The sequence below is a fragment of the Arthrobacter sp. MYb229 genome (genome assembly GCF_002975405.1).
Lineage (GTDB): Bacteria > Actinomycetota > Actinomycetes > Actinomycetales > Micrococcaceae > Glutamicibacter.
Genome location: NZ_PCPS01000001.1, coordinates 186,771 through 203,248, shown reverse-complemented (window position 1 = coordinate 203,248; position 16,478 = coordinate 186,771). Strand labels below are relative to the sequence as shown.

The 16,478-nt window shown below is 60.1% G+C and carries 16 protein-coding genes; 6 read left to right on the top strand and 10 right to left on the bottom strand.

All coding sequences use genetic code 11. From position 1 onward, the window contains the following. Window positions 1-124: 124 nt before the first annotated feature. A complete protein-coding gene (locus tag CQ019_RS00920) occupies window positions 125-577 on the top strand; it encodes an Lrp/AsnC family transcriptional regulator (RefSeq protein WP_105553196.1) in 453 nt (150 codons plus the stop codon). A gap of 58 nt (window positions 578-635) precedes the next feature. Here the strand turns inward: CQ019_RS00920 and CQ019_RS00915 are convergent, their stop codons facing one another. From CQ019_RS00915 to CQ019_RS00875, 9 genes are all read right to left on the bottom strand, one after another. After that, on the bottom strand, window positions 636-1,421 hold the full coding sequence (locus CQ019_RS00915; RefSeq protein WP_105553197.1) for an enoyl-CoA hydratase/isomerase family protein: 786 nt from the start codon (window positions 1,419-1,421) through the stop codon (window positions 636-638). A gap of 10 nt (window positions 1,422-1,431) precedes the next feature. Beyond that, window positions 1,432-2,592 (bottom strand): 1,2-phenylacetyl-CoA epoxidase subunit PaaE, encoded by a 1,161-nt coding sequence (gene paaE, locus CQ019_RS00910; RefSeq protein ID WP_105568723.1) that lies wholly within the window; start codon window positions 2,590-2,592, stop codon window positions 1,432-1,434. Continuing rightward, window positions 2,589-3,086 (bottom strand): 1,2-phenylacetyl-CoA epoxidase subunit PaaD, encoded by a 498-nt coding sequence (gene paaD / locus CQ019_RS00905; protein WP_105568722.1) that lies wholly within the window; start codon window positions 3,084-3,086, stop codon window positions 2,589-2,591. Before paaD ends, paaE begins: the two co-directional genes overlap by 4 nt. Before the next feature lie 35 nt (window positions 3,087-3,121). After that, a complete protein-coding gene (gene paaC / locus CQ019_RS00900; protein ID WP_105568721.1) occupies window positions 3,122-3,982 on the bottom strand; it encodes a 1,2-phenylacetyl-CoA epoxidase subunit PaaC in 861 nt (286 codons plus the stop codon). Then, complete coding sequence (gene paaB, locus CQ019_RS00895) at window positions 3,979-4,269, bottom strand: 1,2-phenylacetyl-CoA epoxidase subunit PaaB (RefSeq protein ID WP_096283458.1); 291 nt, start codon at window positions 4,267-4,269, stop codon at window positions 3,979-3,981. Before paaB ends, paaC begins: the two co-directional genes overlap by 4 nt. Window position 4,270: 1 nt before the next feature. Continuing rightward, entirely contained in the window at window positions 4,271-5,257 is a 987-nt protein-coding gene (gene paaA, locus CQ019_RS00890) for a 1,2-phenylacetyl-CoA epoxidase subunit PaaA (RefSeq protein ID WP_105568720.1), read from the bottom strand. A gap of 188 nt (window positions 5,258-5,445) precedes the next feature. After that, a complete protein-coding gene (locus CQ019_RS00885) occupies window positions 5,446-5,886 on the bottom strand; it encodes a DoxX family protein (RefSeq protein WP_105553202.1) in 441 nt (146 codons plus the stop codon). A 240-nt stretch (window positions 5,887-6,126) separates the two neighbouring features. Beyond that, a complete protein-coding gene (locus CQ019_RS00880) occupies window positions 6,127-6,882 on the bottom strand; it encodes an amino acid ABC transporter ATP-binding protein (RefSeq protein WP_105553203.1) in 756 nt (251 codons plus the stop codon). Beyond that, on the bottom strand, window positions 6,879-8,273 hold the full coding sequence (locus CQ019_RS00875; protein WP_105553204.1) for an amino acid ABC transporter substrate-binding protein/permease: 1,395 nt from the start codon (window positions 8,271-8,273) through the stop codon (window positions 6,879-6,881). The genes CQ019_RS00880 and CQ019_RS00875 overlap by 4 nt, the downstream gene beginning before the upstream one ends. A gap of 277 nt (window positions 8,274-8,550) precedes the next feature. Between CQ019_RS00875 and CQ019_RS00870 the strand changes: the two genes are divergently transcribed. The 5 genes from CQ019_RS00870 (at window position 8,551) to CQ019_RS00845 (ending at window position 14,469) form a co-directional block, all read left to right on the top strand. Further along, a complete protein-coding gene (locus tag CQ019_RS00870) occupies window positions 8,551-10,713 on the top strand; it encodes a S9 family peptidase (RefSeq protein ID WP_105568719.1) in 2,163 nt (720 codons plus the stop codon). Between the two features lie 379 nt (window positions 10,714-11,092). Then, on the top strand, window positions 11,093-11,539 hold the full coding sequence (gene paaI, locus CQ019_RS00860; RefSeq protein ID WP_096283446.1) for a hydroxyphenylacetyl-CoA thioesterase PaaI: 447 nt from the start codon (window positions 11,093-11,095) through the stop codon (window positions 11,537-11,539). A gap of 30 nt (window positions 11,540-11,569) precedes the next feature. Continuing rightward, window positions 11,570-12,889 carry a phenylacetate--CoA ligase family protein gene (locus CQ019_RS00855; RefSeq protein WP_105553207.1) on the top strand — a complete coding sequence of 440 codons (1,320 nt, stop codon included), beginning with the start codon at window positions 11,570-11,572 and terminating at the stop codon, window positions 12,887-12,889. A gap of 31 nt (window positions 12,890-12,920) precedes the next feature. Next, window positions 12,921-13,538, top strand: coding sequence for a TetR/AcrR family transcriptional regulator (locus CQ019_RS00850; protein WP_013349779.1), 618 nt, complete (start codon window positions 12,921-12,923; stop codon window positions 13,536-13,538). Between the two features lie 151 nt (window positions 13,539-13,689). Continuing rightward, window positions 13,690-14,469, top strand: a complete 780-nt coding sequence (locus CQ019_RS00845; protein WP_105553208.1) for a nicotinamide mononucleotide transporter — start codon at window positions 13,690-13,692, stop codon at window positions 14,467-14,469. A gap of 57 nt (window positions 14,470-14,526) precedes the next feature. On the opposite strand, the gene CQ019_RS00840 is transcribed toward CQ019_RS00845, so the two are convergent. Then, the gene (locus tag CQ019_RS00840) at window positions 14,527-16,302 is read right to left on the bottom strand and encodes a carbohydrate-binding module family 20 domain-containing protein (protein WP_258133541.1); all 1,776 of its coding nucleotides are present in this window, start codon (window positions 16,300-16,302) and stop codon (window positions 14,527-14,529) included. Between the last annotated feature and the right edge of the window lie 176 nt (window positions 16,303-16,478).

Below are 16,478 nucleotides of genomic sequence, written 5' to 3'. Positions count from 1 at the left end.
CAATTTGTATCCACTCCGGAGTTGAATCGTAGAAAGTTGCGCTGAAGATCCGTATACTTGTAGACGATTAGTACGAACAAAATGGGTTTGGCGGATACTCGTCCTGCCCCTGCAAGGAGAAGAAATGGCCGCGGATGCGGAGCTGAAGCTGGACGATGTTGACCGAGCGATCCTGGCCGAGCTCACCAGCGACGGGCGGCAATCGGTGACGACGGTGGCGCAGCGCGTTCACGTTTCCCGGGCCCATGCCTATTCACGTATCGCAAAGCTGCAAGATGCGGGGGTCATTACCCGATATACCGCCGTGATTGATCCGGTGAAAGCGGGATTAAAGGCCAGCGCATATGTGACCCTGAAACTGCGCCAGCACTCCTGGCGCGAACTGCGCGACCATCTCGCCTCGATTCCCGAGGTGCATCATATCGGTCTGGTCGGCGGAAATTTCGATGTGATTCTGCTGGTCCGGGCCAAAGACAATTTAGATCTGCGACGCGTGGTTTTTGAACATCTGCAATCTTTGCCTACGGTGCTGGACACCCAGACGTTGTTGATCTTCGAGGATTCCGATACCCGCTAAGCGCGGACAGCAAAAAGCGGGCGGAGCAGCATTTACTGTTCCGCCCGCTTTTCGCTGTTTAATTGCTGCCGGTAAAGACCGGTGGCCGCTTCTCCTGGAAGGCTTTGAACCCTTCGGCATAGTCGCTGGTGTCGCACAGCGCCGCCTGCGCCTTGTTTTCGGTGCGCATGGAGGCCCAGAGGCCTACCCGCTGATCGCGGATCTCGGCAACGAGCGCCTTGGATGCGACAAAGGCTTGGGTCGCGCCGTGGGCCACCTTCGAGATGATCTCTTCGCTGCGTTCGATCAGTTCCTCGGCCGGGAACGCGCGAGAAAATAGTCCCGAACGCACGGCCTCAGCACCGGAAATCAGCTCGGCGGTATAGATCATGTCGAGCGTGCGGTGGGCTCCCAAACGCTCGGTGAGCAGCCAGTGCCCGCCGGAGTCGAGGGTTGCGCCGAGATTTGCGAACGGCGAACCGATCTTCGCATTCTCCGCGACATACACTACGTCGGTGGCTACCGCGAGCCCCAGCCCAACACCCAGGCAGGCGCCTTGCACGATGGCGAAGGTGGGAGCCGGGAAGCTGGACATCTTCTCCAGCAACGGCTGAACCTGGCCATCCAGGTACCCCATAACGTCGTCATCGGCCGGGTTGACTCCGGAAATATCGCGGCCCGCGCAGAATCCGCGGCCTTCGCCGGTGAGCACCAGCGCACGTACCGTTCCCTCGGCCACCCCGGCGGCTGCCTGGTCGTAGGCCTCGGAGAGCTCATGCAGAGCGGCCGGGTCCAAAGAATTCATCTTCTTCGGTGCGTTGAGCACCATGCGGGCAACGCCCTGGTCAATGCTTAGCTCGATCATGGCTTATCCCCTAGGAGTCGAAGTTGACGCTGAGCTTGTCGCTGGTTGGGTGCGACTGGCAGGTCAGCACGTAGCCGGCTTCCACCTCTTCCGGTTCCAGCGCGTAGTTCTCCGCCATGGTCACGGTTCCCGAAGTGACCTTGGCACGGCAGGTGCCGCAGACTCCGCCGGCGCAGGCGAAGGGAACGTCCTGGCGAACTCGCAGAGCCGCATTGAGCACGGTTTCGTTGGCCAGTACCGGGGACTTCACCTCGCCCTGCAAACCATCGAGGGTGAAGCTGATTTCGATGCTCTTCTCGTTTTCATCGACAAGCACTGGCCGTCCCACATGGCCCTGCGGACGATTCGGCTCACCGGTGGTGAACAACTCGAAGCGCACCTTTTCGCTCGGGACTTCCAGCTCGGTGAGCTGATCGCGAACCATCTGAACCAGCTCGAATGGACCGCAGAGGAACCATTCGTCGACCTTCGGCGCCTGCAAGACGTTAGTGAGCAAGGCCGAAAGCTTCTCGGCATCGATACGTCCGGAGAGCAATGGGGAAATACGCTGTTCGCGGCTCAGCACGTGGTGCAATGCCAGGCGAGCCGGGTAGCGATCTTTTAGATCTGCCAGCTCCTCCAGGAACATGACGTCCATGGCTGCCTTATTGGCGTAGATCAAATCGAATCGGGTATTTTCGTTCGCTTCGAGAATGGTGCGTGCAATCGCCAACACCGGGGTAATCCCGCTGCCTGCGGCCACGGCCACGAACTGGTCCTGGTTCACGGTATCCACCGAGCTTGGATCGTTCATTTCGGTGAGCTTGTGCTTCGAAATAAACGCTCCGGTAGGACTCATCACATCGATCTGGTCTCCGGCGACAAGTTCTTCGTTGGCCCAGGTGGAGAACTGACCGCCAAGGTCGCGCTTGATTGCGACCTTGATCAGCTCGCCGGTCGGTGCCGCGCAGATCGAGTAGGAGCGGCGAACCTCAACTAGCTCGCCTTCGGCGTTTGGCAGTTCTTTGCGCAGCGCGACGTACTGGCCTGCCAAGTAATCGAAGTCGCTCGAAAGCTCTTCCGGAATCGCGAAGCTGACCTCGATGGAATCCTTGGTCAGCCGGCGCACCTCGGCGACCGTCAGGCGGTGGAAGGTGGCCCGACGACGGGTGGGGGTAGTTTGTTCGCTCATGAAAGCACCTTGAAATAGTCGAAGGGTTCTAAACAGTCTTTGCAGGAGTACAACGCCTTGCACGAAGTCGACGCGAAGCGCGCGAGCTCTCGGGTATTCAAGGAATGGCACCGTGGGCACTTGACGCTCATGCCCAAGGTGACGCGCCCGCTATGTCCGGTACCGGTCGGCGGGGCAATTCCATACTCTTCGAGTTTGCGCTTCCCATCATCGGTCATCCAGTCGGTCGACCAGGCCGGGGTCAGTACCAGCTTCACGTCGACCTTCTCGATGCCCACCGCGCGGAAGGCCAGGTACAGATCTTCGGTAATCACGTCCATGGCCGGGCAACCGGAATAGGTCGGGGTGATCACCACCTGCACGCTGCCGTCCGCATTGGCGTTGACCTCGCGCAAGATGCCCAGATCCGCGATGGAAAGCACCGGGATTTCTGGATCATTGACCTTGGCGGCAACGCCATAGAGTTCTTCTGCACTGGTTATTGCACTGCTCAAGACTGTTGCTCCCTTCAAACGGATTAGGGAATCGGTTACCAGCTTGCACCGGGGTGCTTGCGGGCAAGAACTTGCATCTCGGCCAGGATGTAGCCCATATGCTCGGAATGCTCTCCGGCGCGTCCATGCGCCATCGCCAATCCCGACTTCGGTATTTCTAGCCCGGCTTCGGCAAAGACGGAGGTGATCTCAGCGTCCCATGCTTCGCGCAGCGAGGACGGGAGAACCGCCACATCGCCTAGTTCGCTGTGCAGCTCTTCGTCCTGGAACATCTCTCCGGTGTAAGGCCAAAGGATCTCCAGCGCGTGGCGCATCTTTTCGGCCGATTCCTCGGTTCCCTGTCCCAATCGGATGGTCCAGGCGATGGCGTGGTCCCGGTGGTAGTCAACTTCCTTGACCGCCTTGGCGCAGATCGCCGCGATGGTTTCATCCGCGGATTCCAGCAATCGGCTGTAGAGCAGGTGCTGGTAGATCGAGACGATGAGCTGGCGCATGATGGTGACGCCAAAATGGCCATTTGGCTGTTCCACGATCTGCAGCGAGGTAAATTCCTCTTCCTCGCGCCAATAGGCCAGATCGTCTTCGGTTTTATCCCACGCCAAACCGGCATAGGTCAGGAACGAACGGGCATGGCCAAGGACATCGAGGGCAATATTGCCCAAGGCAATGTCTTCCTCGATTTCCGGAGCACGGGAGATCCAGTGCGAAAGCCGCTGGGCCAGGATCAGCGCGTCATCACCGAGGTGCAGGGCATACTGGGCGACTTCGTCGCTTGGCTTGGCTCCTGCCACCGCGATATCTTCCGGACGCAGCGCGTTGCCCGGGGTGACGCGGGTGGCCGAGGCCAGCGCGTCGCCGAAGCTATCGAGCGAAGCATCGAGTTCTTCGTGGTTCACAGGTGCTTCACCCCTTCGCTTGCCTTGTAGTAGGTGGCGTGGCGGTAGTCCTTGCCCTGCGGCGACTCGAAGAACGCGTCCTTGCTGTCCGGGTCGGAGGTGATGATATCGGTGGAAAGCACCACCCAGAGGGAAATGCCTTCGTTGCGCCGGGTGTACAGATCCCGTGCGTTGCGCAGCGCCATTTCCTTATCCGGGGCATGCAGCGATCCGGCGTGCACATGCGAGAGCCCGCGGGAGGAACGGACGAATACTTCCCACAGGGGCCAATTGCTCTTTTGGCTCATGCTAGGCAACCTCACTTTGTTCTTGCTTTGCGGCGTATGCGGTAGCGGCTTCACGGACCCAGGCACCTTCGCGGTGGGCCTTGCGGCGATGTTCAAGCCGCTGGGCGTTGGCTGGACCGTTGCCCTTGATGACGTTCATGAATTCGTCCCAGTTCAGATCCTTGTGGATCCACTGTTTTTTCTCTTCATCGAAGTGCAGGTCCGGATCCGGCAGGGTCATGCCCAGCACCTTCACCTGCTCTTCGATCATTCCCACGAAGCGCTGGCGCAGTTCATCGTTGGAGAAGCGCTTGATCTTCCAGGCCATGGATTGGGCGGAGTTCGGCGACTGGTCATCCGGTGGACCGAACATCATCAGCGACGGCTCGTAGAAGCGGTTGATGGCCTCTTGCGCCATCTTCTTCTGTGCCTCGGTGCCGCGGGAGAGGGAGAGCAGGATTTCGAATCCCTGGCGCTGGTGGAAGGATTCTTCCTTGCAGATGCGCACCATTGCGCGTCCGTATGGGCCATAGGAGGCACGGCATAGCGGCACCTGGTTGGCGATTGCAGCACCATCGACGAGCCAACCGATGGCACCCATGTCGGCCCAGGTGCGTGCCGGGTAGTTGAAAATCGAGGAGTACTTGGCGCGTCCGGTCAGCAGCTGGTCGTTCAGCTCGTCACGGTCGGTGCCCAGGGTTTCTGCCGCGGAGTACAGGTACAGCCCGTGGCCGGCCTCGTCCTGGACCTTCGCCATCAGAATCGACTTGCGCTTCAACGAAGGGGCGCGCGTAATCCAGTTGGCCTCTGGCTGCATGCCAATGATTTCGGAGTGAGCGTGCTGGGACACCTGACGGGTTAATGTCTTGCGGTAGGGCTCTGGCATCCAGTCACGAGGTTCAACACGGGAATCGTCGTTAATTAGGGCGTCGAAGCGCGCCTGTGATTGCTGCTCTTCATAGCTTGGGACGGCACTCAGTCCCGGCTCCTGCGGTGTGGTCGGGGCCATGGTTCACCTCACTGAAATTCAATTTACATACTGACCGTTCGTTCAGTATATGAGAGTGCGCTCGATCACGTCAACAGCAACGCCGCGATGCGGCGTCACACTTGAAGGTAATGACCGCGAACCGGGCCCGCGGGCACAAAAATGCCCCAGGCATCGCCTGGGGCATTTGAGGGTCGTGCGGCTGCCGGTTATGCGTTTACGGCGGCCTTCTTGTTCTTGAAGATCAACGCATCAACCGATACGCGGCCCGGTCCCACGAGGAACAGCGCAAGGGCGCCGGCGGCCAACGCCAGCACCAGCTCAAAGCCGCCGTTCTCCACGAAGACGCCACCTGGAATGTGAACCATGAATAGCGCAACGACCATTTGCGCACCCAGCAAGCCTGCGAACACGCGGGTCAGCAGGCCGAGGATCAAGGCTGCGCCACCGACGATCTCAAGGGTCGCGGCGACCGGTGCGATAATTCCGGCGGCCGGAATTCCCATCTGGTCAAAGGACGCCGTGGTGCCCTCCAAGGTGTACTGGAAGTACTTCTGCCAGCCGTGAGCTAGGAAGAGGAAGCCAAAGGCAAGGCGCAGCATCGTTTGGGCAATGACCTGCAGGCGCGGGTTGTCGATGAGGTTATTCATATGGGCGACTCCTGGTGGATTGATCCGAAAGCATCGGATCTCGAATGGTCAGCTCCGCGTCGACGGGTCGGCGCTAGCTCTGGTTCCAGACTAAGTTAATTTACTTTAATCTTCAACTAACGTTGCGTGGCGCAACAACCAAGCCCAAAAGCGCGCACACAAATTCGGCCCACCCTGGCAGCGCCTCGGATGAGGACGCTGCAAGAGTGGGCCGAATTTACGCGGTAGCGCTGGGAAAACCTAGAGCACCTTGGACAGGAAGTCGCGGGTACGTTCCTGCTGAGGGTTTCCGAACAGCTCCTCTGGCTTGCCTTCCTCGCATACCACGCCACCATCCATGAAGACCACACGGTCCCCCACTTCACGGGCGAAGCCCATCTCGTGCGTGACCAACACCATGGTCATGCCCGAGTCCGCAAGCTCCTTGATCACCTGCAGCACCTCGCCAACCATCTCCGGGTCCAACGCGCTCGTTGCCTCGTCGAAGAGCATGATGCCCGGGGACATCGCCAACGCACGGGCGATCGCCACGCGTTGCTTCTGTCCGCCGGAAAGCGAGGCCGGACGGGCATTGGCCTTTTCCGCCAAGCCCACACGGGTCAGCAGCTCTTCGGCTTTGGCCCGCGCCTCGGTCCGGTTCAGCTTCTTCAGCTCCACCGGCGCCAACATGATGTTCTCTGCCACCGACATATGCGGGAACAGGTTGAAATGCTGGAACACCATGCCCACATGGCGACGGACCTCGTTGATATCCACCTTCGGATCGGTGACGTCGAATCCGTCGACAATCACCTTGCCCGCGGAAATATCTTCCAGCTTATTCAGGCAGCGCAGCAGCGTGGACTTGCCGGAGCCCGAAGGCCCGATCACGCAGACAACTTCGCCTTCGCCCACCTGAAGATCGATGCCCTTGAGGACCTCGTTTGAGCCGAAGGACTTGCGCAGTTCCTTGACCTGGATCTTCGACGTGGCAGTTTGCTCGCTTACGGTGCTCACTTGTTAAACCTCCGATCGGCAAAGTTTGCCAATTTGGTCAGGGCCATGATGGCGATGAAGTAGATGACGCCAACGATCAGCAGGGTCTCGGTGACACGGAAGTTCGCCGCGTAGATCTGCTGACCCTGGTAGAGCAGCTCGGCAAAGCCGATGGCGAGCAGCAAGGAGGAATCCTTGAGCATGATGATCAACTGGTTGATCAAGGAAGGAGTCATCATCTTGAAGGCCTGCGGCACCACAACCTTCTGCATTGACTTCCCGTAGCCAAGGCCCAGCGAACGGGAGGCTTCCAGCTGTCCTGGATCAACCGACTGGATGCCGCCGCGAACGATCTCGGCAATATAGGCGCCGGCGTTCAGCGACAGCGTGAGCACACCTGCAACCCAGATGCTGACATCCCAGCCGGTGAGCTGAGGCAGGCCGAAGTAGAACATGAAAGCCCAGAGCAGCAGCGGCGTGCCACGGAAGATATTGACGAATGACGTCGAAATTCCGCGGACCACGATGTTGCCCGAAATCTTCATGAAGCCAAAGAGCAAACCAAGGACCATGGCCACCGCGAAGGAAATCGCCGTCACCAACAGGGTGTTCCCCAAACCGGTCATCAACGCCGGCAAGGACTTGGCCACCAGGTCGAAGAAGTTGCTCGGCACCGCGGCGCTCGGATCGGCCAGGTACTCGTTCAGGATCTTGTCGTACTCCCCGCTGGCCTTCAGCTCGGCCAGCCCGTCGTTGAAGGCCGCCAGCAGTGCGGTATTCTCGCCCTTGTTGACCGCGAATCCGTAGGAGCCGCCCGGCACCTTGTCGGTCACGGTCTTCAATCCGTTGTTCTGCGCAATGCCGTAGGCAAGGACCGGGTAGTCGTCGATGACGGCCACGGCGCTGCCGGATTTCACCGATTCGTACATGGTGGCCGACTGGTCCAAGGACTTGACGGTGAAGCCATACTCGTCCGCGATGGACTTCGCATAGGTCTCGCCCTCTGAACCGGTCTTGGCTACAACGGTTTCGCCCTCCAGGTCTTCATAGCCCTTGGTGGTCTCATCGTCGCGATCCACCGCCATCTGAACACCGGATTCAAAGTATGGCTCGGAGAAATCATAGATTTCCTTGCGCTCGTCGGTAATCGACATACCGGCGATCACGCCATCGACCTGATTCGAGGACAACGCCTGCAAGGCAGCGCTGAAGCCCAGGGAACGAATCTCGACGTTGAAGCCTTGTTCCTCGGCGATGGTATTGATCAGATCCATGTCGATCCCGGTGAGCTCGCCATCCTGGCGGAACTCGAACGGAGCGAAGGTGGTGTCGGTGCCGATGACGTAGGTTTGACCCTCGACGCTCTCGTTGCCCTGGGCCAACGCCCCGGGGGCCCCGGCCACCAGCGCCATGAAACCGATGGCAGCCGCAGCAATCCACCGAGTCAAGCGCCTCGACCTCAAAGTTGTGCGTGTGTTTTTCACTGCTGAATCACTTTCTATTGCGAATAGGGCGCTTTGCCCTTGGTGCAGTTCGATTCTTTATGTTAGTTAGCCTATGGCCAATGTCGGCCGGCCGACACCCTTTGCACCATGTCCGCGTGCCAAAACGAGGAATTTGCCGCCCGATTCCTGTCCGCGCTGAGCATAGCCAACCCCACAATCGCCGCTGGTGAGATTGAATGGGTGCATGACTTCTGCATCGATTACCGCTAGCGCGCCGCTCGCAGCGAAGATTCCCACGATCCGCGAATTCCATGGTGATAACTTCACCGACGATTATGAGTGGTTGCGGGAAAAGACCAGCAAGCAGGTACTCGACCACCTGCATGCGGAGAATGCCTATACCGATGCGGTCACCGCGGATCAGGAAGAGCTGCGCCAGGAGATCTTCAAGGAGATCAAGGCGCGCACCGTCGAAACCGATTTGTCGGTTCCCACGCGGCGGCGCGGCTGGTGGTACTACACCCGTTCGGTTGAGGGCAAGCCCTACACCATTCAGTGCCGGGTCAAGGCCGAAGACTCCCCCGATGCCCGCGCCGACTGGACGCCTCCGGTCATCGACCCGGTCGAAGCGCTGCCCGGGGAGCAGGTGCTGCTCGACGGCAACGAGCTGGCCGAGGGCCAGTCATTCTTCGCGCTGGGCGGCATGGCCATCAACGAGCCGAGCAACCTGCTGGCATACTGCATCGATACCCAGGGGGACGAGCGCTTCACGCTGTACATCAAGGATCTGGAAACCGGGCAGCTGCTTCCGGACGTCATCGAAGGCGTGTTTTACGGGCTGGCCTTCTCCCCCGATTCCTCCACCGTCTACTACCTGGTCGTTGACGATACGTGGCGCCCGCATCAGGTGCGCGCCCATGTGCTGGGCAGCGATCCGGCCAGCGATACGGTAGTTTTCCAGGAAGATGATCCGGGCATGTGGCTCGGCTTCGATCTCAGCGCCGATCTCCAGCAGTTGCTCATTTCCAGCGGCAACTCCGAATACGCGGAAACCAGCGTCTTGGATCTGAACGACAAGGACGGACAGGTTCGCCTGCTCGTTCCGCGCGAACTGCGCCTGCTCCACGGGGTCGACCTGTTGCCCGGAGACGATCGGCGCGCCCTGATCACCCACGATCATCAGGCACCGAACAATATGCTCTCGCTGGTCGAGCTGGCGCAGCTGGGCGCCGATACCGATCCGGCGAGCTGGCGCACCGTGCTCGGGCACGAGTCCACGGTCAAGATCGAGGGCACCGCGCTGACCGCCACGCATCTGGTGGTTTCCGTGCGTCGCGATACCTGCGAACGGGTTCAGCTGATCCCGTTGGAGTCGCTGGGCACCGAATCCCAGCTGCCGGTGCTCGAGCCGGCCTTCGACGAGGAGCTGTTCACCGCCGCTGCCACCTTCGCCGATCTGGAAGCCCCGCTGATCCGCATCGGCTACACCTCGGACTTCACTCCGGCGCGCGTCTACGACCTGTGGCTGGATGACAAGGAATTGGTGCTGCGCAAGCAGACTCCGGTCAATGACTACGACTCGGCGGATTACCTGTCCACACGCGAATGGGCGACGGCCGCCGATGGCACCAAGATTCCGTTGACGGTGATGCGCCGCGCGGATTTGGACACCTCGGTGCCGAATCCGGTGCTGATCTACGGTTACGGCTCCTATGAGGTGTCGATGGATCCGGGATTCGGGATTCCGCGGTTGAGCGTGCTGGACCGCGGGGTGGTCTTCGTGATCGCCCACGTGCGCGGCGGCGGCGAGCTGGGCCGCGACTGGTACCTGCAGGGCAAGAAGCTCGCCAAGCGGAACACCTTCACCGACTTCATCGATGCCACGCGGTACCTGATCGATGCGGGCTGGGCCGATCCGGCGCGCATCGCGGCCCTGGGCGGCTCGGCGGGCGGCCTGCTGATGGGCGCCATCGCCAATCTGGCGCCGCAGCTGTACACCTCGATCATCGCGCAGGTTCCCTTCGTGGACCCGCTGACCTCGATCCTGGATCCGGAGCTGCCGCTCTCGGCCCTGGAGTGGGAAGAATGGGGCAACCCGATCGAGGACAAGGAAGTCTACGAGTACATGAAGGCCTACTCCCCCTACGAGAACGTTACGGCCGTGGACTACCCGCGCATCGCCGCGGTGACTTCCTTGAACGACACCCGCGTGTTGTATGTGGAGCCGGCCAAATGGGTGGCGAAGCTGCGCGAGGTCGGCACCGGCAGCGAACCGATCTTGCTGAAAACCGAGATGGAGGGCGGCCACGGCGGCGCCTCGGGCCGCTACGAGGCGTGGAAGAATCGCGCCTGGGATTACGCCTTCGCCCTCGATGCGCTGGGCAAGAACCCGGCCACGGCGAAGTAGCCCGCGAGGACACCTAAGCCTGAATCCACCGATCCGCCCGCAACCTTCGATTGTTTTCGATGGCTGTGGGCGGTTTCGTTTTCAGCCGCGGGGAATTCTCTGGCCGTGCCCTCGGCGAAGTTCCACCGCCAGAAGCACTTCTCGACCGGCGTGCAGCCCTGCCGGAGCCGGCCGCCGGGCCGGACAAGGGCGGCTCGGCGATGGAATATCAGCAATTCAAGGAACCCGCTATTCTGCGTGTTCACCAGCGCCTTTGCCGCTGGGAGGCGCCGGCTCTCCGCGCAATTGTGACGTCCGCCATTAGACAGCAGGGCTTGAGATGGGTCACAATCTAGTATTACCTAATGATCGTTCGGTAACTAATTCGGCGGAGGTCCCTATGAGCGAAACCCAAATCGATAAGTCACTACCCCACGCAATCTTGCACAATGACTATGCCACCCAGTGGATGGGCATTGAAGTGGTGGAAGTGAGCGACGGGTTTGCGGTCATTACGATGACGCTTCGCCAGGAAATGCTCAACGGCTTCGGCATCGCCCATGGCGGAATGATCTTCTCGCTGGCCGATACCGCGTTTGCCTTGAGCTGCAATCCGCCGGAAGGCTCCGCGGACACCATCACCGTGGCCTCCGGCGCAGACATCAATTTCCTCAAGCCAGGGATCCCGGGACGCCTGCTGACGGCAACCGCGCAGCGCGTCTCGCAGCAAGGACGCAGCGGAATTTACGACATCACGGTCACCCAGCCGGGAACGAATGGCGGGATTGAAACCGTGGCCGAGTTCAGGGGCCGCTCGCGCACCGTTCCCAAGCCTAAGAACCGCTAAAACATTCAGTCACCACACGAAAGTATGAGCATGTCACAGCCAACTGACCGCGATAACTTGCCCAACCCACTGGATCCCGAAGAGACGATGAGCCGGGACCAGATCGAGTCGATTCAGCTCACTCGACTGAAGGAAACGCTGGACTACGCGTACACCAATGTTCCTTACTACAAGGACAAATACGATGCGGCTGGCGTGCACCCCACAGACTTGAAGGAACTGGCAGATCTGAAGCTGTTCCCGTTCACCGAAAAAGAAGATCTGCGCAAGAGCTACCCCTTCGGCATGTTCGCCGTTCCGCAGCATCAGGTGGCGCGGATCCACGCTTCCTCGGGCACCACCGGCCGCGCCACCGTGGTGGGCTACACCCAGCAGGACTTGGATGACTGGGCCAAGATGGGCGCACGTTGCTTGCGCCTCTCCGGAGTCAAGCCAGGCTGGAAGGTCCACAACGCCTACGGCTACGGCTTGTTCACCGGTGGCATGGGCGCGCACGCGGCTGCCGAGCGCCTGGGCACTACCGTCATTCCGATGTCCGGCGGACAGACCGAAAAACAGATTACGCTGATCAAGGACTTCGAGCCGGACGCGATCCTGTGCACCCCGACCTACCTGCTGACTATTGGCGATGCCATGCAGCGGGCAGGCTTGGACCCGCGCGACACCTCGCTGAAGGTCGCCGTCTGCGGCGCCGAACCGTGGACCGAAGAGATGCGCCACGAGCTGGAAGAGATGTTCGGCATCGACGCCTGCGATATCTACGGCCTCTCCGAAGTCATGGGCCCGGGCGTGGCCGGCGAATCGGTCGAGCTCAAGGACGGCAGCCACATCTGGGAGGACCATTTCCGTCCCGAAATCGTGGATGCGTTCGACGAAACCAAAGTATTGAACGACGGCGAACACGGCGAGCTGGTCTTCACCTCGCTGACCAAGCAGGCGCTGCCGATCATCCGCTACCGCACCCATGATCTGACCCGCCTGATGCCAGGTACCTCCCGCCCAGGTCACCGTCGCATGGGCCGGATCACCGGACGCAGCGATGACATGATCATCCTGCGCGGGGTGAACCTGTTCCCAAGCCAGATCGAGGAATTGATCCTGAAGGTGCCATCGCTTTCGCCGCACTTCCAGCTCATCCTTTCCCGTCCAGACCGCATGGACCAGCTGGCAGTGAAGGTGGAGCGCCGCATGGATGCCTCATCCGGGGACGCCGCCAACGGGGCCAAGGAGCTGGCCAAGCTGATCAAGATCCACGTCGGTTCTTCCTGCGCCATCGACGTGGTCGAGCCAGAATCCTTGGAGCGTTCCATGGGCAAGCTCAAGCGCATCTTTGATCTGCGCAACAGCTAACCCAGTGAGCACATGGGATAATCGATAAATCATGGAAACTACCGATATTGTGAACCGTCCGGCCAAGCGTGGCCGCCCCGGGTACGACCAGGAAACCGTATTGCGCATTGCCGTAGAGGCATTCAACGAATACGGCTACGACGCGACCTCCATGGGCAAGCTCGCTGACCGGCTGGGTATCAGCAAGTCCGCGATTTACCACCACGTCCCTTCCAAAGAGGACCTGCTGCGTCTGGCGTTGGATGAAGCGCTCATTCCCCTGGAAGCGGTGATCGCCGAGGTCCGCTCCCATGAGGGCAGCGCCGATGAGCGTTTGGAATTCTTCTTGCGCGCTACCTTCCGGATCCTGTTGGCCAAGCGTTCCTACGTGACACTGCTGCTGCGCTTGCGCGGCAACACCGAACTGGAACGCCAAGCTCTTCAGCGCCGACGGGCGATGGACCGCCAGCTCGCTGAGCTGGTCACCGCAGCCCAATCCGACGGCAAGCTGCGCGCGGACTTGGAACCGCGGGCCACGGCCAGGTTGCTGTTCGGCCTGATCAACTCTGTAGTGGATTGGTACCGCGCTGACGGTCCGATCAACGGACCAGAATTGGAAGACCAAGCCATTTCATTGCTCTTCAACGGATTGCACACCACAGCGGCTTAATCGCTGGATTGCATCTTGCGCTGGCTCCCACCTGATCGGTGGGAGCCAGCGTCGTTTAAGCGTGCCACAGGGCAAGCGGCAATGTGGCGTATGCCTCCTTGTAATCTTGTCTTCCTCACAGGAATCACCGTTAGCATCTAAGGGGTGCCTCGTGCACCTGTCGTTGCCAATCGATCGAGTGAAGAGCACCGTGGATTCCTTCTTAGAAACCCTGTTCATGGCTACTGCAGACAGCGGTAGTTCCTATGTCCAGATCCTGCTGTCAGCCGCTAGCATGCTGCTAGTTTTCGTCTCCGCAATCCTTCTTGCGCACCGCAATGATTTGGGTTGGTGGACGCTGATTCTCTCGGTTTTCGTAGGACCCATGATCTCCGCATTGCAGTATGACCTGCTGGGCCTGATCTACGCGATCCCGTTGCTGCTTCTGCCGATTTTCGGCCTATGGCGTTTTTCGCAGTTCATGCTCAACGGCAAGTTCACGCGCGAAGTGACCAAGACCCCGGTCACCCTCTGGTCTGCCGTGGGCATGGTTGTCGGCTTGATCCTGCTGGTGGCCTTGCGCTTCGGCCCCTTCCTCTTCAACTCCGGCTTCTTGACCGCCACCCCGGAAGTCTGGGTGATGTATTTCGCTGACGCCGCCATTTTCGCTTCCTTCGTCATGATTGCGCGCGGCGTTCGCGAAGGCTGGCTGCTGCTGGCTGTGGCAGCTATCGCGGACCTGGTGGTGTACTTCTTGATTTCGCCAATGCTGGGCATGCTTGGCCTCTACGTCTTCATCGCCCTGGCCGCCGCGTACGGCTACTTCCTGTGGCGCGGTCTTCCTGCCCAGGCTGCCGAGCCGGTGCAGGTCGAGCTGGACGAGGAAGGCCTGGCCTTGCAAAAAGCCAAGCAGGCAACCTTGGACAAGCTGAATGCCAAAACCGAAAAGTAGCTGAACCTAGAATGATCCCGCCCCAGTGTGAACTGGGGCGGGATCATTTTTTTGTGGCTACTTGCGCCAGCTGTCGTTCAGGTTCAGGGAACCGTCCGCATTCACGGTCGCGACGCGGTTGGCCCCTGATTCCCAAGTGGCATTGCCGCTCTGGTCGTACTTGACGTACTTGTATTCGAACTGCGTTCCTGCCGGAAGGTCCACCGTTCCGCTCCAGCTCGGGTAGCTGGCAGCTGATAGCTGTGGCGCCTTGGCCGGATCCCAGCTTCCTAGTTCCGGCTGGTTGCCGACGATGCGGATGTTCTGCCCCATGACGGTTTGGGCGGTGACCGCGACGCTGACATCAGCGGTGTCCTCGACCGGATCCGGCGTTCCTGATCCGCCATCGGATTCGGCACCGATGTGCAGGGCCATGGCACCGTAGGCAGGCAGTGTCGCGGTGAACTTGCCGTCGGCGCCCACAGTGATGGTCTTCGAGCAATCGCCTCCGGACACCACATCACAATAGGTGCCACCGGCCAGCGAGCTGGTGTATTCGCGGGTGGTTGCCGCCGAGGTGTTGTTGATGGCTACGAAGCCCTTATTGCCGCGGCCGTATGCGATCTGGTTGCCGCCATCGTCCCACCAATTGCTGACAGCCGCGTCGCCGACGGTGTTGTTGAAGCCCACCATTCCGGTGATTTCATCTTGCCGCTGTTCGCAGGTCCAGGCGGAGGAGTCGCAGTCGGCATTGGGTACCGATGCGTCACTGACGCCCGGAGCGCCTGCATCCTTGTCGGTGAACTCGTATCCGGAATACACGGTGGGTGACCCGTAGGGCCAGGACAGCATGAAAACATTGCCCAGCAGGTACTTGGCGCCCCACTTGTAGTTCATGGATTCGCCGTTGCGTTCGGTGTCGTGGTTGGTGACAAAAACCCCGGCCCGGTCACTGGTGAGCTTGCCGTCGCCGATGAAGCGCAAGTTGGCGATTTGCGCGTCGAAATCATGATGGAGCTGTCGTGCGTAGTCGAATTCGTGCGAGTCGCCGCTGCCGAGGTACTCGCTTTCCTGGATCGGTTCACCCGACGCCCCGATCACCTCGTGCACCCAGTACACGCCGGGGTTCTTCATCTTGGATTTGATGCCTTCGAGGTCCGTTGCGGGCATGTGCTTCGAGGCATCGATGCGGAATCCGGATACCCCAAGCGAGACGAGGTCATCGAGATAGTCGGCGATGTTTTGCTGGACGTAGCTGCTGGAGGTTTTCAGATCCTGCAAGCCCACGAGGCGGCAGTGCTGCACTTGCCAGCGGTCGGCATAGTTGTTGATGTTGGTGCGGCAATCGTTGAAGTCCTGGGCCGAATACTCTGGGAAGTTGTCATCGGAGAAAGCCGAGCCTGCGGTTCCAGTACCGGTCTGCCCGGCTCCGGTCATGTGATTGACCACGGCGTCTGCGATCACTTTCACGCCTGCGTCGTTGCAGCTTTTGACCATGGCGGAGAATTCCTCGCGGTTGCCCAGTTTCGAGTCCACCTTGTAGCTCACCGGCTGGTACGAGGTCCACCATTCAGTGCCGCGCAGGTGCTCAGCTGGAGGCGAGACCTGGACGTAGCCATATCCTGCTGGGCCGATGCTGGACTCGCATTCCTGGGCTACCGAATTCCAGTTCCATTGGAACAGGTTGAGGATGACATCCTTGCCGTCGTTGGATGGGGTGGCGGCTTGGGCGGGTGCTGCGAACAACGGTGCGGCGAGCAGGGCGAGCGAGGCGCCGAGTGCTGCCACCGGCTTCACCGTCCTGGCTCCGTGCCGGCGTTGTGTTGATTTGGCGCGTGATGGCAAAAGTTCCACAGAAAAACTCCTTTATTGTGATGATCGGGCTGCGATAGCTCGACGCGACAGCGTCGGGATCGCTCAACCACACGTTCCCCATCAACGCGTGACCTGTCACACAACTGTAAGCGTTTTCTTAGCTCTCTCCAATAAGTAAATTCCTGTAAATACAGGAAACCCGCGAAACTGTCCGC